This window comes from Aurantimonas sp. A3-2-R12, assembly GCF_036016755.1.
Taxonomy (GTDB): Bacteria; Pseudomonadota; Alphaproteobacteria; order Rhizobiales; family Rhizobiaceae; genus Aurantimonas; species Aurantimonas coralicida_A.
In genome coordinates this window covers 1-20,167 of sequence record NZ_JAYXIH010000057.1, presented here as the reverse complement: position 1 = coordinate 20,167, position 20,167 = coordinate 1, and the positions used below count along the sequence as shown (strand labels likewise).

Here is a 20,167-nt window from a genome sequence, read left to right as displayed (position 1 = left end):
GCCCAAAGCTCCAGCGTCGTCTCGATCGATGCGCCCATCATCCATGACCTCCGAATCATGGTCGCCCATGGATTCAGAACTCGTCGAAAGACGCAACTGTAATGCTAGGACGCGTCCCCATAAACGGGTTCATCTGCTCGTCTTGATCTGATTCAATCTCCTGGAAAGGAGATTGGTATGCGCCGTCACGAATTGAGCGACGAGGAATGGGCGATCATCGAGCCGCTTCTTCCGCGGAATAGCCGCGGGGTGGAGCGGGTTGACGATCGCCGGGTGATCAACGGCATCCTTTGGCGGTTTCGAACCGGCTCGTCCTGGCGGGACATCCCCGAGCGATACGGCCCGCGCACGACGCTCTACAATCGCTTTTCGCGCTGGCGCAAAGCCGGGGTCTGGGATCGGCTTCTTGAAGCGNGCGGTTTCGAACCGGCTCGTCCTGGCGGGACATCCCCGAGCGATACGGCCCGCGCACGACGCTCTACAATCGCTTTTCGCGCTGGCGCAAAGCCGGGGTCTGGGATCGGCTTCTTGAAGCGGTTTCAGAGAGTTACGACGGTGACATCGTGATGATCGATAGTTCCTGCGTTCGCGTTCACCAGCATGGTGCCAACGCAAAAAAGGGGGCTCTACCGATCCTTGCATGGGACGTTCTCGCGGCGGCCTGACCACCAAGATCCACGCCCTCGTCGATGCCGAAGGCAGGCCGGTTCGAATGGAACTGACGGCGGGCCAGGCCGCCGACGCGCCAATGGCCGAGAAGCTTCTGCGTGACCTTCGGCCCGGCGCGACGCTTCAGGCTGATCGGGCCTACGACACGAATGCCATCCGCAACTTCGCCAAAGAGCGTGAAGCCTGGGCCAACATCCCGCCGAAGGCTAATCGCAAGGAGACCTTCAGCTTCAGCCGCTGGGTCTATCGCCAGCGCAACCGCGTCGAACGGTTCTTCAATCGCATCAAACACATGCGCGGTCTCGCGACCCGATACGACCGACGAGCTGACAATTATCTCGCCGCTCTCAAGCTCGTCGGAGTCCGTATCTGGATCGCTTCAAAATGAGTCCGCGTCCTAGCCACGAAGCCAACGATCTTGCCCCGGCGGCCGTCGAAGTAGTCGAGGCCGAGTGTATTGCCGGATCCATCGGCTTTCAGTGCGCGGTTCGATGATGAGCCCATGGCGGTGACCCACCATCTCCTTTTTGCAATCAATTGGATCGGGCTGCATTCCGCAAATTGGGCGGCAGGAATTCGCACGTCGATACCATTCCGGAAATCTCGTGTGGAGATAGCACGATTGCAAGCGCTCTGGCCAAGATTATTGCTGTCTATCGACTTCGCAAGCACCTTTATTTTCAGCGGCATCTTGCTGCCGACATCTTCAATACGCAAGTTCGCGCTGAGGGCGGATCAACTGCCTGCGAGTGACGGTTGCCGTGGACTATCTCTATTTGGTTGCCGGATTGATCGGCCTCTTCTTCGGCGGCGAGGCGCTGGTGCGCGGCAGCGTGGGCATTGCCCGGCGCATGGCGATCCCGCCGCTGTTGATCGGACTGACAGTGGTTGGCTTCGGCACCTCGACGCCCGAGCTCCTGGTGTCGGTCGATGCCGCATGGCGTGGCGTGCCCGACATTGCGCTCGGCAACATCGTGGGCTCGAACATCGCCAACATCCTGCTGATCATCGGCCTTTCGGCGCTGGTCTGGCCGATTAAGGTGATGGGGGCCACCCTGCGCCGTGACACAGCCGTAATGATGGCCGCATCGCTGGTTCTGGTGCCGGTCTTCGCCATGGGGCAGTTGGGGCGACCCGCCGGGCTTATCCTGGTCGCCAGTCTCGTCGCTTACCTTGTCTGGGCTTACCGGCAGCCCGGCGAGGCTTTGGTCGAGGAGGTTGGTGTGCCCGCACCCTCATCCGCGCTTGTCTCCACACTATGGGTCATCGGCGGTCTGGTCGCCCTGATGGTCGGCGCCCGGTTTCTGGTGGATGGCGCGGTGAACATCGCCCGCGGCTACGGCATCTCGGAGGCCTTCATCGGCCTGACCATCGTCGCCATCGGCACTTCGCTGCCGGAACTGGCGACGTCGCTGATCGCCGCTTTCCGCCGCCAGTCCGAAATCGCCATCGGCAACATCATCGGGTCAAACATCTTCAACGTGTTGGGTATTCTGGGCGTGACCGCGCTGATCGCGCCGATCCCGGTCGCCTCGCGGTTCCTGACCTTCGACCTGCCGATCATGATCGCGGTCTCGCTGGTCCTGACCGCACTTCTGCTCGCACGTCCGGTCATCGGCCGAGGGGTCGGCGTGGCCATGTTGGCGGGTTATGTCGCCTACGTCTGGGCTGCCCTGGGATGACACACGCGCTGACGCACGATGTGAGAAGACTTGGCGCGATCCTGTCGCGGCTTCTTGTTGTGCTGGCGCTTGTGCTGTTCGGTCTGCCGCAGCTTCGTTCGGACGGGATGGCGACGAATGCCGGTCCTGCTGCCCAGAGCCAGGTCGAGCAAGCCCAGGGTATCCTCTCCGTCCAGCGTCAACTGCTGCGCGCGCAACTGCCCGACGACACTTCGCCGAACGCAATAGAGCCGCGCGCGGCCCTCGAAGCCGCGCATCTCTCTCCTGCAGAGATACCCCTTGCGCCGCAAGCTTCTTTGGGGCCCCTCGCGATCCGTATCCTTCCCCCGGTCCGGGGTCCGCCTGTGGCTTGACGCTTTTCCGTCAGACCGAAATTTCAGGCAACCAAGGATATCAACATGCGCCGACCAGCATGGGTCGTGATGACCTATGTCGTCCTGCTGCTTCTGGCAGTTGCGACGGCTCTTCCGAATTTTCTCCCCTCGACGTCCGAAGCACGCTGCCAGATTGGGCGACCAGTCAGACCGTTTCGCTCGGGCTTGACCTTCAGGGCGGCGCGCATCTGCTGCTCGCCGTGGACCGCGATGATCTCGCTGGGTCGCGTCTGCAGGAACTGCGTGAAACACTCGTCGCCGAAATGCGCGCCCGGAACCTGAACCCCGGTACGATCCGCACCGAGGGGCTGGCCCTGTCGGCCCCGGCAGACGATGCCTTGTTTGCGACAATGCAGAGCGCGGCGGCCGCCTCCGCACAGCCGGGCAGCCCGCCCGACTTCACAGTGGATTTGACCGACGGCACCATGCGGCTGGCGTTGACCGAGGCCGGGCTGGACCGCGCCGCCAGCACTGCGGCCGACAGCAGCCTCGAGGTAATCCGCCACCGCGTCGATCAGGTGGGCGTGTCCGAGCCGATCATCAGCCGGGTGGGCGAGGACCGCATCCTTGTGCAGATGCCCGGCGTGGAAAACCCCGCCCAGCTGCGCGAGCTTGTGGGGTCGACCGCGAGGATGAGCTTCCAGATGGTTGCAGCCGGTCCCGGACCCGGCGTGTCCCTGCTGGAGATGCGCGATGGTACCGGCGCAATCCCTGTTGAAGATCGCGTGGCGCTGTCGGGTGACCGGCTGGAGCGCGCCGCCTCTGCGTTCGATCCCGATACCGGGCGTCCGATGGTTAGCTTTGCCTTCAACCGGAAGGGCGCCGTCGCCTTTGCCGAGATCACGGCAGCCAGCATCGGCCAGCGCTTCGCAGTTGTCCTCGATGGCGCGGTTCTGACCGCGCCGGTCATCCAGTCTGTCATTCCCGGCGGTCAGGGCCAGATTACTGGCGACTTCACCGTGGAAGAGGCACAAACGCTGGCGGTGCTGCTGACCTCTGGTGCGCTGCCCGCCTCGCTGGAGGTGATCGAGGAGCGCAGCGTGGGCGCCGCCCTTGGCGCGGATTCCATCAAGGCAGGTCTGATCACCGGCGCCGCGGGTCTTGCGCTGGTCGTGGCGATGATGGTGGGTCTCTATGGCGGCTGGGGCCTGCTGGCCAGCGCCGTTTTGGGGCTGAACGTCATGCTGACGCTGACCGCCCTTGGACTGCTGGGTGCCACGCTGACGCTGCCGGGCATCGCGGGCATCATCCTGTGCCTGGGGATCGCTGTGGACAGCAATATCCTGATCTTCAGCCGCATCCGCGAGGAAACGGCGAAGGGGGCGAGCGCGATCAAGGCGCTCACGCAAGGCTACGCGCGGGCCTGGGCCACGATCCTGGACGCCAACATCACCACGCTTCTGGCGATGGTGTTGCTGTTCATGTTCGGTGCGGGCGCGATCCGCGGTTTCGCCATCACCATGAGCCTCGGTATCCTGATCTCGATGTTCACTGCCGTCGTGCTGATGCGGATGATGATGGAGGCGCTGGTGCGCAGCCGCAAACCTGCCCGGCTGGGAATCGCGCCGCTGGTCGGCGGCGTGCCTGCGCCCGGCGCGTTCTCGTTCATGCGGCGGGGGCGACTGGCGCTGGCGGTGTCGGCGGTGCTGTCGCTGGGGGCGGTGGGGGCGCTGGCCGTGCCCGGCCCGAACCTCGGCATCGACTTCACCGGCGGGGTGCAGATGGTGCTGCGCTCGGACACCGCCGTGCCGCTGGCCGATCTGCGCGCGGCCATCGCCGCGGGTGTACCGGGTGATGCCAGCCTTCAGGCCTTCGGCGACCCGAACGAGGCGCTGATCCGCGTGCAGGGCGAGGCCGGTCAGGCCACGGTGGCCGCGGTGGAAGCGGCCGCAGCACAGGCTGTTCCGGGCGCGGTCTTCAACCAGATCGACCTCGTCGGGCCCACGGTCAGCGGCGAGCTTGCCACCACAGGTCTTATCGCCCTGTCGCTCGCGGTGCTGGCGATGCTGGCCTACATCTGGGTGCGGTTCGAGTGGCATTTTGCAGCCGGCGCCATCGCGGTGCTGTTCCTCGATGTCACCAAGACCTTCGGCGTCATAGCCGTAACCGGGTGGGAGGTGAACCTGACCACCATCGTCGCCCTGCTGACGCTCATCGGCTATTCGGTGAATGACAAGGTTGTGGTTTATGACCGAATCCGCGAGCACCTGCGCGGTGGCGGCGATGAGCCGCTGGCCGACCTGATCGACCGCAGCCTGAACCAGGTTCTCGCGCGCTGCATCTTCACGTCGGGCACGACGCTGGCGGCGCTCCTGCCGATGGCGATCTGGGGTGGGCCGGCCGTCGCCGGTTTCGCCTGGCCGATGATCGCGGGCGTGGTGATGCGACGGGATCATCGCTGTTCGTGTCGGGACCAGTACTGGCGTGGCTCGTCGCGCGCAGTGCGACTCCGCTGAGCGGCCAGATCCTACAGCAAGCGGGCTAGGCGAAGCACGCGCCGGGAGAAGAGACACTCCCGGCGCAATACTCCAGAACGCGCCCAGATACTTTTCCCCATGAGTCAGAACATGCTTACGCAAACGAAGGTCCCCGATTTAAACTTGGTCCCAAGCGCACCCGATCCGGACGCCGATCGAAAACCGCGGCGCCTGTCCGACATACTTCAGGAAATTGCAGACGCACCTGCCACACCAGACGAGCGCATCTCGCTTGGTCACCTGATCGACGGGTTTGGAAACCGTGCCTTCGGAGCGCTGCTTTTCATATTCGCGCTTCCGGTCGCGCTGCCCATCGCGATCCCCGGCATCTCGGCCGTGCTCGGCGCGCCTCTGCTGTTTCTCTCCTGGCAACTGATGCGTGGGCGTGATCAGCCGTGGCTGCCTGAGTTGATGCGCAGTCGTTCCTTTCGCCGCATCGACTTCGCCCGGATGCTCACGCGGGTCTTACCGTGGATGCGACGTCTGGAACGTCTGGTCGGACCACGGCTGATCTTGCTGGTCAGCGGACGCGGCGAGCGGGTCATCGGTTTTCTGGCGTTTGTGCTCGCTTTGATCCTGTTCCTGCCAATTCCGTTTGGAAACACTATTCCGGGGCTCGCCATCGCATTGTTGGCGCTGGCGGTATTGGAGCGGGACGGAGCTGCGGCGATAGCCGGAACGCTCGTTGGCCTCGCCGGAATTGGAGTCGTGTCGGGTATTGTTCTCGCCATGATCAAGGGCGCTGTTTTCCTCCTTCAATCCGTGTTTCTGTCATGATCGCATCGCGCAAAGCCGAACGCGGCAGAAGCGCGAAGATTGCTCTGAACACCTAAAGGTGGAATGAGACGCCGACATGCCGATCGATATGATTTCCTTGGCGCCCTATGCAGCGATCCTGCTTCTTCTGGCCGTCTTCATCGCGTTCGCGCTGGAAATCCAGCCGCCGGAGATCGTTGCGTTCTGCGGCGCCGTTGCGGCCCTCGCGATCGGGCTTGTCGGACCTGACGACATCCTTGCATCGCTCGCCAACCCGGCACCCGCGACGATCGGCGCGATGTTCGTGCTCAGTGCGGCATTGGTGAGGACAGGCGTTCTTGAATCTGTCAGCGGCATCTTGGGTCAATACTCGTCAACCTATCCGAGGCTGACCATTGGCCTGTTCTTCGCGTCTGCGGCCGTTGCTTCGGCCTTCATGAACAACACGCCGGTCGTCATGGTGCTGATCCCGGTCGTCATGACACTGGCGCGCGAGATGAAGGTAGCGGCCTCCCACCTGCTGATCCCCTTGTCCTACATGGTCATCCTTGGCGGAACCTGTTCGCTCATCGGGACATCGACAAATCTTCTGGTCGATGGGGTCGCCCGGGATCTTGGTATGACACCATTCGGCATCTTCGAGATCGCCCCTGTGGGAATCGTCGTGGCAGCGGCGGGTGCGGCCTTCCTTGCCATTGCGGCACCGCGCATGCTGCCGGTGCGCCAGACTGTGGGTTCCAGCCTGTCCGATCGGGACCAGCGCAGATGGCTGGTCGAAATGTTCATTCCAGCCGGATCGCCACTGATCGGCACGCCGCCCTCCAGGATCGCGGCTTTCCGAACCGGAGGCAGCCGGGTGGTGGATCTGGTTCGCGGAGATGTCTCCTATCGTCTGACGCTGGATGAAACCGCCCTTCAGGCTGGCGACAGCGTTGTATTGGCAACCCGAGAGGCGGAACTGATGGGGTTCCGCGACGGCGCGGTGGCGGGCAAGGCGATCTCGGGCACGGAGCCGTCCACGGCCCGGCGCACATCCGTGGTCGAGGTGATGGTCGGGCCAAACACGCGGGCGCTCCACAGAATGATCGGCCGCCTGCATTGGCGGCGGCGCTTCGGTGTCTATCCGATGGCGTTGCACCGGAACGGTACGGCGCAAGACATGCGCTTTGCGATTATGCGCCTAGCTGTCGGCGACACCCTTTTGCTGGAGGGAAACACCGACGACATTGCCCGCCTGGTCGACGAGGAACGCCTGATCATGCTGTCGCCAGTCACCTCGCGCGCCTTCCGCCGGTCGAAGGCACCTATCGCCATCGCAACCATGGCGGCCGTGGTAGTGCTGGCTGCGTTGAACGTCGCACCAATCCTGACGCTAGCCCTGGTGGGGGTTGCCATCGTATTCCTGACGAAGTGTATCGACGCGGACGAGGGGATCGGCTCTATCGACGGTCGCCTGCTGCTGTTGATCGTATCCATGCTGACTTTGGGAAGTGCGCTGGAGCAGTCCGGAGCTCTGACGCTGATCGTCAATGGCGTTTCGCCGCTGCTCGCCACTGCACGACCGATCGTCGCGCTCGTCCTCGTGTATGCTCTGACTTCGATCCTGACAGAGTTGGTGACCAACAACGCTGTCGCGGTTCTCATGGCGCCCATCGCTGCGGGCGTCGCGCTGCAGCTCGGCCTTGATCCACGTCCCTTCGTCGTCGCAGTGATGTTCGGCGCAAGCGCGAGCTTCGCGACGCCAATCGGGTACCAGACCAACACGCTGGTCTACAGCGCCGGGGGCTATCGGTTTCTCGATTTCGTCAGGATCGGTGTGCCAATGAACATCATCATCGGTGCAGTGACCGTGCTTGTTATCCCGCTAATCTGGCCGCTTGCAGGGTAACCCGTTTTCTACGGCCCTCACTTCCTGGCCGGATCTCGCGATGGCGGTATGGGAGTGAGAGATACGCGCCGGTGATGCGCTCTCGGATGGAGGGTGCTTAAACATAATATGGTTTTATATCATACACTTATGGTGGAGAAGGTTGTCTTTCAGGCCCATCCCCTCCGCCATTATCCCCTCAGCGAACATCCTCCGGTCAGATAGTGGACTGAGCACGGCCCCCTGCCCTGCGGCCTTCACCGGTTCAAGCTCTTGACTGCATATCGGCCGAGAGACCCTATCTCGCTCTCTCTTCGCCGGATTTTCTCCAAAGCTCTGCACTGCGCCCGAATAGTACGGAATTCTAAATTCCTGCATTTTCTGCGAGTTAGCGACAGATCGTCCCTCGCGGATTTGGAGAGATTATTGGACGGCGAGCTCTCTCGAACTCCAATCGCGTTTGTTGGCACAGCCAGGGCCGGGTTCGACACAAGATTCGCGACATGGCTGCGGCTGCATCGCGCCCGAGCAGCTTCTCCTGAAGCGTTTCGATTCGAAACGCCACGCGAAAAACCACGAGGTAATCGTCGGGGTGCGGGAGACCGAGCTTCAGTCGTCTTGGTCAAATGTCCTCTGGGAACTAAAGTAACCTATCTCCAAGCGTGACTTCGAAAAGACGTCTTTGAAGCGTCCTAGGACGTTGGTTTCGGGCCGAAGAACGAACCCGCTCGCGCGGGATGGGCGGCGGCCTCGCCGTTCGCGGACTGATACGAGCGTCATGTTCTGATTGAGCGTCGCCTGGCACGGGCGGACGATCCTGGCTCCCTTCACCTGATGGAGCCTTCCCATGACGACCTTTCCCGTTTCCGCCGCACCGCTCAGCCCGCTGCGCCAGCGCTTGATTGACGACATGACCATGCGGCGTTTCTCTCGCGAGACGCAGCGCAACTACATCCGCGACATCGGCCGCCTGGCGTCGTTTCTCGGTCGAGCGCCCGACACGGCGAGCGTGGAGGACCTGCGCCGGTTCCAGGTCGCCCAGCAGGAGGCCGGTCTCGGCGTGCCGACGATGAACGCCATCGTCTCGGCGCTGCGCTTCTTCTTCGTCCATACGATTGACCGGCCCGATCTCGCCCGCAAGCTGGTGCGGCTGCGCTATGCCCGGAGCCTGCCCGACGTCCTGAGCCCGGACGAAGTGCGCCGCCTGCTGAGCGCAACGGTCTGCTTGAAGCATCTGGCCGCCCTGTCGGTCGCCTATGGCGCAGGACTTCGCGTCGCCGAGGTCGCGGCTTTGAAGGTCGGCGACGTCGACTCCACTCGCATGCTTCTGCGGATCGAGCGCGGCAAGGGTGGGCGCGATCGCAACGCCATGCTGTCCGCCGATCTCCTGGCCTTGCTGCGACAGTGGTGGGTCGGGGGACGGGCACAAGGCGTACTCCATCGAGGGGGCTGGCTGTTCCCTGGCCAGAACTGGGCGCGACCGATCTCAACCCGGCAACTGCACCGCGTCGTGGTGGAGGCGGCGCGGGCGGCCGATATCCAGAAGAGGGTCGGGCCGCATACGCTGCGCCATTCCTTCGCGACCCATCTCTTGGAAGACGGTGTCGACATCCGCGTGATCCAGGTACTGCTCGGCCACGCCAAGCTCGACACGACGGCGCTCTACGCCAAGGTCGCCACACGCACGGTGCGTACCGTCGTCAGCCCGCTCGACAGGCTAGCCCTGTTCCAAAGCGAAAGGGCTGAACCCCGCTGAGGCGATGCGGACCTCGATCGCGGTCGCCGACATCTTCCACGCCGCCGGGTCCGCCTATCGCGCCGCCCGGGCCGGACACCTGAGCCTGGCCGAATTGAAGGTCATGTCGGCGATCGAGAACTGCCGCACCGCGGCGCTCGGCGGCCATGTCGAAGGCTGCGACGACTGTGGTCATCTGCGCATTTCCTACAACTCCTGCCGCAACCGGCACTGCCCACGCTGCCAGGGCGCCGCGGCGCGGGAATGGCTGGCCGCACGCGAGGCCGACCTTCTGCCGGCCGGATACTTCCACGTCGTCTTCACGCTGCCCGCCGAGATCGCCGTCATCGCCTTCCAGAACAAGAGGATGGTCTACGACCTCCTGTTCCGTGCCGCTTCGCGCACGATGACGACGATTGCTGCCGACCCCAAGCACCTCGGCGCCCGCATCGGCCTCACCGCCGTGCTTCACACATGGGGCTCGGCGATGACCCACCATCCGCATGTCCACATGATCGTGCCCGGCGGCGGGCTGTCGCCGGATGGATCACGCTGGATCGCTTCGCGTCCCGCATTCCTCCTGCCGGTGCGGGTTCTCGGCGCGCTGTTCCGCCGTCTCTTCCTCGCAGACCTCGCCGCGCTCCACGAGGAGGGTCGGCTCGCCTTCTTCGGCGCATTGGCCCATCTCGCCAAGCCACAAGCCTTCGCCCGCCACCTCGCCCCGGTGCGAAAGAAGCGTTGGGTCGTCTATGCCAAGCCCCCCTTCGCCGGGCCGAAGGCCGTTCTCGCCTACCTGTCCCGCTACACCCACCGCGTCGCCATCTCCTCGCGGCGCATCCTCGCCTTCGACAAGGCGAACGTCACCTTCCGCGTCAAAGACTACCGCCAGGAAGGTTCCGCCCGGCACAGGACGCTGACGCTCGAAGCCGGCGAGTTCATCCGCCGCTTCCTCCTTCACGTCCTGCCACGGGGCTTTCATCGCATCCGACATTACGGGTTCCTGACAGGTCCTGACCGCAAAGCCGGCATCGAGCGGATACGCGAACTCCTCGGTGCTCCGCCTCCGCCACAGCCTACGGTCGACGAACCGGAAGTCTCGAAGCCGCCCGACATTCGCCCACCTTGCCCCTGCTGCGGTGGACGTATGACCATTGTCGGGATCTTCCTGCGCTGGCGACAGCCCCGCGGACCGCCATCTCGCCCATCACCGAACCGGGAGCCTTCGCCATGATCCGACATGGCACTGTACGATCAGCCGCCCGAGACGGCGCGTTTCAGGCCACAGGCATCCGCGTGCCGACCGCCGGTGTCGGCTTCCAAAGCGCGACCATCGTGCGCTCGCCAGCTTTCCCACCACCCGCGTCACGTCGACAACGCAGGCGCCGCAGCACGAAATCAATGTCAATCGGTCGCGGCCGTACCTTGTCCCGGCACAGCCGTCAGCCGAAAACACCATAACTCAATGACCGACATCCCGCGGGTTCGTTCTTCGGCGACTTTCGTACGCCTCGCGGCGCCCGAAACCCTTCAAGACAGCGGTCTGGCAGCTAACGCGTGCGCCGTACGGGGAAGCTGCCGTTCGAGGGGCACCTACGGTGAGTGGCGCTCACGACCCTTCCACGACGTTCATTCATCGGTTTCTTCTCCATAAAAGCCGACATTGGTCCATCATCCATAGATTGGTCGTTTACCGACCTTCCGTTTTCAAGCGCCAGCAGTGGGAAAGTAGACTTTCGTTCCGGCCGGCTTCGAACAATCAAACAAGGAGAGTGCCCGGAAGAAGCCACCTTCGACCATTGACGCTTGTGCTCTCCGGTTTCACATTGATTGAGGGGGAACAACCAAAGCCTGCAGCCATGTCGCCCAAGCCATCTGATATGGGCGGCATCGCTACGTCGTCACCGTCGATGGTTCTTGGAAGAGGGACGATAATAGGGGGAATGATGGGACAGGACGAAACGGCGGCACCGGAAGAAGCAGCGGCTCTCGACATGCTGGCGGCACTGGCCGCGCCGCAGGCCGAAAATGCGGATACGCCCGAAGTATTCCTCGCTAACCTTTCAGAGACGCTCAAGGCGTCACACGGTGTTGATACCGATCTCGCCGCCGCTCTCACCGATCATCTGCTGACGGTCACGCCCCATGCCAATGCCGTGGCCAATGCAAAATCGGCGATCGTTGCGATCGCGTCGAAGCGCGCTGCCCCCGTCGGGGAGAATGCCAATGGCTGACCCGACGCTGTTCTTCACACTGACGCTCGAAGGCTTCCGCGCCTATCTTCAGCCCAAGACTTTCGATCTCAGCAAAAAGCCCTGCTTGGCAATTTCCGCGCCGAACGGCTTGGGCAAGTCGAGCGTCATCGACGCGCTAGAATTTCTCTTCTCCGAACATGGCACGCTCGAACGGCTCGGGCTGCGAACCCTGAACAACCAAGCCGGACCGCCCGCACTCGCGCACAATGGCGCGCAGGCGGCGGGCATTGCGCCAGTGGTCAAATTCACGACGATCACCGGCAAAACGACGGCCGAGGGCAGCCGCACCGCCGTAGGCAACCCGCGCCCGATCCACGCGGCCGCGACCGCGATGAAGGCCGGTTTCGTCGTTTCGCCGATCATCCGCGGCTACACGCTGCGCACCTTCGTCGAAACGCATAGTCCTGAGAATCGCTACAGCGACGTGGCAGGCTGGCTCCAGCTGTCACCGCTGGTGGAAGTACAGAAGAACCTCCGCCTCCTGCGCCGCGATGTGAAGGCCGCTGCCGAGAGCGCCAGCGAACAGATTAGCCTTGCCGACCTTCTAAGGGCCGAAACCGCCCAGGCCGTTCAGGCCTGGGACGACGCGGCCGTGCTCGGCTTCATCAATGCGAGCGTTATCGCGCCCCTTGATCCCGGGTTGACGCTCACAGCGCTCGTCGCCGAAGACCAGGGCTATGTCGAGGTCGGCAAGCGTGTCGAGGCGGAGGAGAAGCGGGTCGGGCTCGCCGGCCTCAAACAGATCCGCAATTCGGTCGTGGCGCTGTGGCAAAAGACCATCCCCGAGGACGGTGGCGACGCCGAATTTTCCGGCGCCATCGCGGCGTTCGACAAGGCGCTGGCCGCTCAGGCTGATGCTAAGGCCACTGAGGCCGATGAGCGCGACAAGGCGGCCGGCACTGTTTTCCGATCGGTGTGGAAAGAAGCCGAGAAGCTGTTTGCCGACGACGCGACCGCGCCGAACGCATGCCCGGTCTGCGCCACGGCGATCGGCGACACCGCTGCCGGGAGCGTGCCCGCGATCCGCGATCTGCTGCAGACCCATCTAGAGGATCTGCAAAGCTACAATGGCGCGAAGACCGCGCTGGACGACGCCGAGACTGCCGCTACCCAGGCGCACAACCGGCTCGCGGCGCGTCTTCCCGCCATGATCGAGCATCTGCCCGACGATGATGGCGACGCGTTCAAGACCGCGCTCATCGCCTACCAGGCCGGCGTTGCCGAATGGCCGGCCGCCAATGCGCCCGATTCCGCCGCCATTGTCGCCGCGCTGGAGATCTGCCTCGCCGATTTCGACCAAGAGATCGCAGACATCGCGGCGAAGCAAGGCGAGCATACCTGGGTCAAGGCCAAGGCCAGCATTGATCGGCTGCTGAAGCTTCAAAAGGATGTGGCGCTGGCAACGCGCACCACTGAGGAGCTGACCGCGCTGCACGAAGCGCTCGTCGCGCAGGCCACGCTCGTCTCTGGCAAGATCCGAGAAAAGGTCCAATCGCTGCTCAACACGCTCCAGGCGCCGATGAACGACATCTACAAGGAGATCCAAGGCGCCAATGCCAAGCCGATCCGGCTGGAACTGCCCGGCGAGGACGACACCAACCAGCAGCGCATGCAGCTGGTGATCGATTTCGCGGACAACCGTCCGAGCGTTGCGCCCGGCGGCTACCTCAGCGACTCCCAGATCCATTCGGTCGCGCTCGCGCTGCGTCTCGCGGCAATCAAGAAATTCAACGGTGCCGCACCGTTGATCGCGCTGGACGATGTCGTCACATCCTATGATGCAGATCACCGCCGTGCGATCGGTGCGCTGCTCGCGAAGATGTTCACCGACTGCCAGATCATCCTCGTCACCCATGACGAGCGTTTCTTTAATCATCTGAAGGACCAGCTCACCGCGAAGGAATGGCAGTTCACCCGCATCATCGGACTGGACCCGGCGTTCGGGCCGCGCTTCGCCGACCACAAGGTCACCGATGAGATGATCGCCGACCGCTGGGCGAAGGGGGAACCCGCCGCCAATGAGATGCGTCAGGCCGAGGAGGAATGGCTGCTGGGCATCGCCCGCGGTTTCGGCGTCAATGTCCGCATCCGCCAACTCGAAAGGGCCTATTCCTACGAGCGTGCCGAGCTGGCCTCGGCGATTGGCGGCTTCCTCAGCGACCTCAAGCTGACCCCTGCCGAGGTGCCGGGCGTGAACAACCGCTTCATCACCAGTCTGATCAAGGGCGACGTTGAGAATTTCGGAAGCCACTTTCAGGACGAGCCCTATGGCGACGGCTCGATCGGGGACGAGCAAACGCGGTGGGACGAGTTCAAGGCGTTTCGTCAGCAATTCGAATGCGTGTGCGGTCGCACCAAATATCAGCGGCCGTTCGGCTTGAAGAAGCCGGTGTGCGCGCATGAAAAATGCGAGACCCAGTTCGCGCTTAGGCCGCCTGTGGCGCAAGCAGAAGCAGCCGAAGCCGCGGGCAAACATCCCGGGAATGCATGAAATGTCGCGACTGCGCGCCATCTATTGCGCCGTGGCGGCGTGACAATCGAGGGCGGCCAGATCGAAACTGGGATGACGAATGTGCGTTGCGCGCACGGCCCGTGGAGCGACCTTGCGCTTCATACGATCGGTTGGCGCGCCTTCCAGGATCTCTGCTCGCAAATTTGCGAAGTGGTTCTTGGTCGTCCCGTGGAAATATTTCGCGAGGCGCAGGACGGCGGTCAGGACGCGGTATTTCTCATCCCTTCGCCAAGCAACGAGCAACCCATCGGCACGATCCAGTGCAAGCATACATCGGATGCCGGAAAAGCTCTCAAGGTCGGCCACCTCTCCGCCGAGATCGGTAACGTCGAGGAACTCGTCAAAGCCGGCCAGGCGGACACCTACGCCTTCATGACCAGCATGAGTGTGGATGCGCCGGTCGCGGCCGCCATGCGCGCCAAGCTGCGTGAACTCGGTGTGCGCAAGCCGCACATCCTGGGCCGCCAATACATCGTCCGGGTCATCAGGAGCAGCGCACGCCTGCGCGCCCTCGTCCCGCAGGTCTATGGCCTAGGGGATTTGACCTCGATCGTCGACGAGCGGCTGAGCGAACAGAGCCGGGCGCTACTCGACAGCTGGATTCCGAAGCTTCGCACCTATGTTCCGACGCGGGCACATCGCGACGCGGTCAACGCCATCTCGGAACATGGCGTGGTGCTCCTGCTCGGCAATCCAGCGAGCGGCAAGTCGGCGATCGGCGCCATCGTTTCGACGATCGCTTCGGAGAATCCGGACAATACCGTCCTTGCTCTGACCAGCCCGCGCGATTTCGAGGCAGGCTGGAACCCCAACGATCCCGGCCGCTTCTTCTGGATCGACGACGCGTTCGGCTCGAACGTACTGCGCGACGACTACGTGCAGGACTGGGCGTCGGCTTTCTCGAAGCTGCGCGCGGCGATCAAGCACGGCAATCGCTTCCTGCTGACCTCGCGCAAGCATATCTATGAGGCTGCGCGCCGTCGGCTGGGGCAGCGCAATCTTGCGCAATTCGCCGACGGCAGCGCCGTAGTTGACGTCGGTGAGCTGATCTTCGGAGAGAAGGCGCAGATCCTCTACAATCACATCAATTTCGGCGAGCAGAGCCAGAGCTGGCGTTCGAGCGTCAAGCCGCACCTCGCGGCTGTCGCCGCCGTCGACGATTTCCTCCCTGGAATCGCCGAACGGCTTGGCGATCCGAACTTCACCAAGGGACTGGCGCCCCGCGAAAGTTCGCTCGTGCGTTTCATGGAGGAGCCGACCGAGCACCTTATCGACACGGTCAGCGCTCTTGACGAGCAGCTCCAAGCCGCGCTCTACCTTGTCTACGTCCATCAGGCCGGCTTCGATCCGAACGATCATGATGCCGGCGCCGCCCAGGCGGTTGCGGAACTGACCGGTTTCACTCTCGCCAAGATCCAGGACTGCTTTGCCGAGTTGAAGGGCTCGTTCCTCAAACTGTCTGGCGCCAGATGGACCTTCGCGCATCCGACGATCTCGGACGCCTTGACGGAGATTCTGCGGCAAAAGCCGCACATGATGGCGGCGCTCATCCGCGGCGCACCAATCGACACGATCCTCGGCAGCTTCACCTGCGAGGGTTCGCCGCTCATTCGCGACGCCCTCGCGATTCCGTCCGCGCTCGACGACGCGCTGGTCGCCCGGCTCAGCCGCACGCCCGATGAGACGCATCGCAACTGGATGCTCTTTCACTTCCTGTCCTACCGGGCCAGCGATGCGGTCTTCACCAAAGTGATCGGACAGTTTCCGGACCTGCTCCAGCGGTTCTGTTGGCAGACAAATCCTCTTGCCAACGACCCCCGTTTTCACGCCTACGCCCGCGCCCATCAATTCGGTCTGCTGCCGGATGGCTTGCGGAGCGAGGCGGCCGACAGACTCGAATCCGTTGCGCTGTCCAACCTCGATACGTCCTTCTTCGCCGACGAGGAGATGCTCGCGCTCCTACCGCCGATTCGTCTCGTCGGTCTCGGCCTGGCGCTGCGAACAATCCTATTGCCGGCCCTTGAGGAGAAAATCGACGAGGTCGCTGCGGATGCCGACCTGGACGAGGAACCGGACAGCCACTTCAAGAAATTGCTCGGTGCTCTCGAATGTGTCGAAGAGATGGGTGTCGATCTGGATGACGACGCGGCCAGCTTGATCGGGGATGCGCGAGATCAGGTAAAGCGCGCAATCGAAGCGCTTGAAGAGCGCAAGAGGGAGCGCGACGAGGAGACCGACGACGATACGGACTGGACGCACATCGTGACGCAGAAGAAGGAGGAGCAGCCGTCCCCGACCGAAGCCGCCGCAAAGCGCTCAATCTTCGACGATGTCGATAAATGACGACGATTATCTGACGCAATCGGGTCTAACTGCAAACTGTCGGATAGGTTAGCGGCGCGCCCCACCTGATTGGATGTCCGCTTCTAGGATTGCCCCCGACGAGCTGAACGGCGGCATTGGGCGTATTCTGTTGAAGAACTCGACATTGAGACGGGAGATGCCCGCGACGGATGGGGCGAGAGGCTGCGGACGATCCGTCCTGTCCTCTGCTCTATGTGGGTTTCGGCTCGGGCATGGGGATCAGCTTTGCCATTTTCCTTAGGTTCTGGGCGGTGGCTGCGAGGTGGAACTCGTCTCGGGCCCCGCATGGCCCTCGTAGTCGCAACCGGTCCAGCTTCAGGATCCGCTTGAGATGGGCAAACAGCATCTCTACCTTCTTCCTCTGCCGCTTGGAGGCGCGGCCTTCTTCGCTGTTCATGATGTCCCGCGCCATGTCGCGAGCCCCTTCGAAGATCGAGCGCGGCACCTTTCGGGCCGGCTCGCGCGGCGTGCATCTTTCCTTCAGGTCGCAGGCTTCGCAGTCGAACTTGCTCGCCCGGTAGAGAAGCGTGGCGCCGTCGTTGACCAGGGTGCCCTTCGTGGTCAGCATCTTGCCCGCCGGGCAGAAGTAGACGTCGCCCTCGCGATCGTAGGTGAAGGCGCCGCGTTCGAAGGTGCCGTCCCGTCGCGCCGATTTGTCGAAGACGCTGACATGCGGCTCGATGCCTTGGTCATAGACCAGCCATCCGAGCATGCCTGCCGAACCATAGCCGGTGTCGGCCGCAAGGCGGGCCGGATACAGGTCGAAGCGCTCTCTTGTACCCTCGATCATCCGTTTGGCCGCCGCGACTTCGGCCTGGCGGATCGCCGTCGTTGGCTCGACGTCCACGATGATCGCATGGTCGAGGTCGATCAGGTAGTTCGTCTCGTAGGCGAAGTAGGCAAGCCCACCATCGGCGCCGGTCCAGCGGGCCGCCGGATCGACGAGGGAAACGAACTTCGGTTCCACTGGCGTCGCCGCGCCGAAAGCCGCATCGTCAAGGACGGCGAGATACTCCTCGACGGCACGACGCGGCTTCATCCCCGTCGACCAGTCGGATGCCTCAACGCCCTTCTGTCGACTGGCATCTGCTTTGATCAGGCTGCCGTCGACGGCGAAGCCTTCGCCGCCGACGAGGCCCTCCTCAATGCAGCGTCCCAACACCGTCTCGAACAAGCGCCGCAGCAGATCGCTGTCGCGGAAACGGCCGTGTCGGTTCTTCGAGAAGGTCGAGTGATCGGGAACGTCGCCATTGAGCCCAAGCCGGCAGAACCAGCGGTAGGCAAGGTTCAAATGCACCTCGTCGCACAGCCGTCGTTCCGAGCGGATGCCGAAGCAGTAGCCAACGATCAGCATCCGCAGCATCAGCTCTGGATCGACGGAGGGCCGCCCGGTCGTGCTGTAGAAGGGCGACAACTCCCGCCGCAGACCGGACAGGTCGACGAACCGGTCGATCGAGCGAAGAAGATGGCTTCCCGGCACATGCCGCTCGAGCGAAAACTCGTAGAACAGCGATGCCTGATCAACTTGCCGAGATCCCATCATCGCTTTCGCCTCCTGTCCATCTACAGGAGTGAATCACCACCGAGCCTTCCGTTCAACAGCCGAGTTTTTCAACGGAATAGGCGCATTACTGCCTTTGCGACCACTCGTCACGAATCTCCGGATTGGCTGGGCACCTGAACGGGGGCTTTTCGTGCCGCTGCCACCAGCCGGACATGGCATTGATAACAGCTTGGCAACAATGAGTGACTGGCGTTCGTCGATTCCCTGCCCCACTCTGCAAGTGCGGAGACTGGGGGATGACATGATCAGGGATGATATCGGCATCACCATCATTGTATCGATGATCGTTGGCGCCGTTCTCCTGATTGTTCCCTTTACCATCCAGGTGGCCGGCTAGAGTGCGGTCTAGTCGCTCTCAATTGTCTGGGGCCCTCCCCGTCCTTCCGCTCGCCCTTCGCAACAATCTGCAGTGCCCCGTTCGGCAGCAGCCGCTGCAACGCCGCCGCCTCGTGCCACGCCGCCCGCATCCAGACGTCGATTTCGTCGGGCTCGGTGAGGATTACCGGCATCGCCTTCGGATGCACCGCACCGACTTCCACGTCGGGCTCGCAGGTAAGAAAGGCGTAGAGGTCGGCGGTCAACTCGCCTTCCTTGATCTTCCGCGTCGATGTCCAGTTCGTCCAGATGCCAGCGAAGACCGCCAGGGGCCGTGTCTCGTCGAGAGGGAGCCAGACCGGCACTTTCTTGCCGCCCTCCCCGTCTCATATTCGGAAAAGCTGGTGAAGGGCACCACGCAGCGATACGCCGACCCCAGCCAGCGGCGCCAATGCGGCGACTTCACGTTGCGGACGTTGGTGACGCCGCTGTCGGCCTTGCGGCACTTCAGGACGAACTGCGGCGACGGCATGCCCCAGCGCATCATCGTCAACTCGCGCTCGCCGTCGGCGTTACGCACCACCGGCGCGGCGTAATCGGGAAAGACGCCGGGATGCGACGGCAGATTGCCGGTGATGTCGCGCATCCCCCGCGTGAACTCGCGGATTTCGAGCAGATCGGCGAAGCCGAACCCGCCACCGAATACCCGCGCGTCGTTGAGGGTGAACATCGTGCGCCACCCGAGGACGTCAGTGGCCTTCCAGGCTTCGAGCTCTTCCTCGTCACGATCGCCGACCCGGATCACGAAGAACACGACGATCTGATGCGATGGTCGGGCGGTTCGTTCGATCCCAAAACCCTCGACGCTGACGCCGTTCAAAAACGTGTCGCCAAACTCGCCCGCCGACGGACCATCGGCAAAGCCGCCTTCGCCAAAAGCCGAATCCGGATCAACTGACCCCCACGGCTCTCGCCGGATGCATACTGGGCTCCTCCCTCGCAAGCGCCACCACGGCGCTGCGCTGATACCTTACGATGCCGGCCAGAAGAGGGCATCCACCCCAACAGTCCAGTTGTAGTCTTCCCTCCATGCGGTGATCATCTCGCGGGTCTCTGCCAACATACGCTTATCCACAATGTGAGTTCAGTCTCGACGGGCGCTCCTACCTGACAACAACGCAATGCGATCGGAGCCCGGCACAAATCGATCTGGCTGAGCTTTTTGGGCGAGGCGCACGAGGTCGACAAGCGCCGAACGGAGAAAAGGCCATGGGAACTCCGGAGATTCAGCAGAGCTTTCTCCCTCGCGTAAGATGGCATCGAGCTTGCCCGCAACGCCGGCAAGTGATGTGGCAGATGCACTCATCAGCGCATCGACCAGCTGTTGTTCGCGGAAGGCTGCGGCCTCTTCGGCCTCTTTGGCGACGGAGTATCCCAACTCGCCATCTGCGGCATCCCAGCGAGCCTGGTGTGTAAAATCGCTTGCAAGAATGGATCTGACGCATTTTCGATGACGATCATGCGGCGCCGAGCAGCCGGGCTTCGAGCAGGTCGATCTTGGCTCGACCGTACATCTGCCGCTTCACGAGCTTGAGCTTAT

The 20,167-nt window shown here is 63.0% G+C and carries 13 protein-coding genes and 3 pseudogenes; 12 read left to right on the top strand and 4 right to left on the bottom strand.

Going from position 1 to position 20,167, the window contains the following annotated elements; translation table 11 throughout:
* Positions 1–171: 171 nt before the first annotated feature.
* The 3 genes and pseudogenes from VSX60_RS22645 to VSX60_RS20085 all read left to right on the top strand — a co-directional run.
* Positions 172–417: pseudogene (locus tag VSX60_RS22645) on the top strand (transposase); the annotation flags it as partial.
* Positions 417–1,057, top strand: a pseudogene (locus VSX60_RS20090) (IS5 family transposase); the annotation flags it as partial. The pseudogenes VSX60_RS22645 and VSX60_RS20090, both read left to right, overlap by 1 nt.
* A gap of 373 nt (positions 1,058–1,430) precedes the next feature.
* Positions 1,431–2,351 (top strand): calcium/sodium antiporter, encoded by a 921-nt coding sequence (locus tag VSX60_RS20085; RefSeq protein WP_327626035.1) that lies wholly within the window; start codon positions 1,431–1,433, stop codon positions 2,349–2,351.
* Here the strand turns inward: VSX60_RS20085 and VSX60_RS20080 are convergent.
* Positions 2,327–2,608 (bottom strand): hypothetical protein, encoded by a 282-nt coding sequence (locus VSX60_RS20080; protein ID WP_327626034.1) that lies wholly within the window; start codon positions 2,606–2,608, stop codon positions 2,327–2,329. The two genes, VSX60_RS20085 and VSX60_RS20080, sit on opposite strands and share 25 nt — an antisense overlap.
* Before the next feature lie 92 nt (positions 2,609–2,700).
* Between VSX60_RS20080 and secD the strand changes: the two genes are divergently transcribed.
* The 8 genes from secD to VSX60_RS20040 all read left to right on the top strand — a co-directional run bounded on the left by secD (position 2,701) and on the right by VSX60_RS20040 (position 16,667).
* Entirely contained in the window at positions 2,701–5,181 is a 2,481-nt protein-coding gene (secD, locus tag VSX60_RS20075) for a protein translocase subunit SecD (protein ID WP_327626033.1), read from the top strand.
* Between the two features lie 111 nt (positions 5,182–5,292).
* Entirely contained in the window at positions 5,293–5,979 is a 687-nt protein-coding gene (locus VSX60_RS20070; protein WP_327626032.1) for an exopolysaccharide biosynthesis protein, read from the top strand.
* A gap of 76 nt (positions 5,980–6,055) precedes the next feature.
* Complete coding sequence (locus tag VSX60_RS20065) at positions 6,056–7,846, top strand: SLC13 family permease (protein ID WP_327626031.1); 1,791 nt, start codon at positions 6,056–6,058, stop codon at positions 7,844–7,846.
* An 826-nt stretch (positions 7,847–8,672) separates the two neighbouring features.
* Positions 8,673–9,581, top strand: coding sequence for a tyrosine-type recombinase/integrase (locus VSX60_RS20060; protein ID WP_327626030.1), 909 nt, complete (start codon positions 8,673–8,675; stop codon positions 9,579–9,581).
* 4 nt (positions 9,582–9,585) lie between these two features.
* On the top strand, positions 9,586–10,791 hold the full coding sequence (locus VSX60_RS20055; RefSeq protein ID WP_327626029.1) for an IS91 family transposase: 1,206 nt from the start codon (positions 9,586–9,588) through the stop codon (positions 10,789–10,791).
* 565 nt (positions 10,792–11,356) lie between these two features.
* Complete coding sequence (locus tag VSX60_RS20050; protein WP_327626028.1) at positions 11,357–11,791, top strand: hypothetical protein; 435 nt, start codon at positions 11,357–11,359, stop codon at positions 11,789–11,791.
* Positions 11,784–14,303: an AAA family ATPase gene (locus tag VSX60_RS20045; protein WP_327626027.1), complete on the top strand. Its 2,520-nt coding sequence runs from the start codon at positions 11,784–11,786 to the stop codon at positions 14,301–14,303. The genes VSX60_RS20050 and VSX60_RS20045 overlap by 8 nt, the downstream gene beginning before the upstream one ends.
* Positions 14,304–14,375: 72 nt before the next feature.
* Complete coding sequence (locus VSX60_RS20040; RefSeq protein ID WP_327626026.1) at positions 14,376–16,667, top strand: hypothetical protein; 2,292 nt, start codon at positions 14,376–14,378, stop codon at positions 16,665–16,667.
* A 211-nt stretch (positions 16,668–16,878) separates the two neighbouring features.
* Here VSX60_RS20040 and VSX60_RS20035 read toward each other — a convergent pair whose 3' ends face one another.
* Positions 16,879–18,231: an IS1182 family transposase gene (locus VSX60_RS20035; protein ID WP_327626025.1), complete on the bottom strand. Its 1,353-nt coding sequence runs from the start codon at positions 18,229–18,231 to the stop codon at positions 16,879–16,881.
* Between the two features lie 335 nt (positions 18,232–18,566).
* Positions 18,567–19,213 (bottom strand): annotated as a pseudogene (locus VSX60_RS20030) (SOS response-associated peptidase).
* On the opposite strand from VSX60_RS20030, the gene VSX60_RS20025 reads away from it, so the two are divergent.
* Positions 19,181–19,525, top strand: coding sequence for an IS1096 element passenger TnpR family protein (locus VSX60_RS20025; protein ID WP_327626024.1), 345 nt, complete (start codon positions 19,181–19,183; stop codon positions 19,523–19,525). The pseudogene VSX60_RS20030 and the gene VSX60_RS20025 sit on opposite strands and share 33 nt — an antisense overlap.
* A 186-nt stretch (positions 19,526–19,711) precedes the next feature.
* Here the strand turns inward: VSX60_RS20025 and VSX60_RS20020 are convergent, their stop codons facing one another.
* On the bottom strand, positions 19,712–20,005 hold the full coding sequence (locus tag VSX60_RS20020; protein ID WP_327626023.1) for a hypothetical protein: 294 nt from the start codon (positions 20,003–20,005) through the stop codon (positions 19,712–19,714).
* Positions 20,006–20,167: the final 162 nt, after the last annotated feature.

Excerpts from the sequence above, each read along its gene's own strand:
- VSX60_RS20080 (WP_327626034.1), bottom strand. The coding sequence starts at position 2,608 with ATGCGCGGCTTCGAGGGCCGCGCGCGGCTCTATTGCGTTCGGCGAAGT.
- VSX60_RS20070 (WP_327626032.1), top strand. The coding sequence starts at position 5,293 with ATGCTTACGCAAACGAAGGTCCCCGATTTAAACTTGGTCCCAAGCGCA.
- VSX60_RS20065 (WP_327626031.1), top strand. The coding sequence starts at position 6,056 with ATGCCGATCGATATGATTTCCTTGGCGCCCTATGCAGCGATCCTGCTT.
- VSX60_RS20060 (WP_327626030.1), top strand. The coding sequence starts at position 8,673 with ATGACGACCTTTCCCGTTTCCGCCGCACCGCTCAGCCCGCTGCGCCAG.
- VSX60_RS20055 (WP_327626029.1), top strand. The coding sequence starts at position 9,586 with ATGCGGACCTCGATCGCGGTCGCCGACATCTTCCACGCCGCCGGGTCC.
- VSX60_RS20045 (WP_327626027.1), top strand. The coding sequence starts at position 11,784 with ATGGCTGACCCGACGCTGTTCTTCACACTGACGCTCGAAGGCTTCCGC.
- VSX60_RS20040 (WP_327626026.1), top strand. The coding sequence starts at position 14,376 with ATGACGAATGTGCGTTGCGCGCACGGCCCGTGGAGCGACCTTGCGCTT.
- VSX60_RS20035 (WP_327626025.1), bottom strand. The coding sequence starts at position 18,231 with ATGATGGGATCTCGGCAAGTTGATCAGGCATCGCTGTTCTACGAGTTT.
- VSX60_RS20025 (WP_327626024.1), top strand. The coding sequence starts at position 19,181 with ATGCGACGGCAGATTGCCGGTGATGTCGCGCATCCCCCGCGTGAACTC.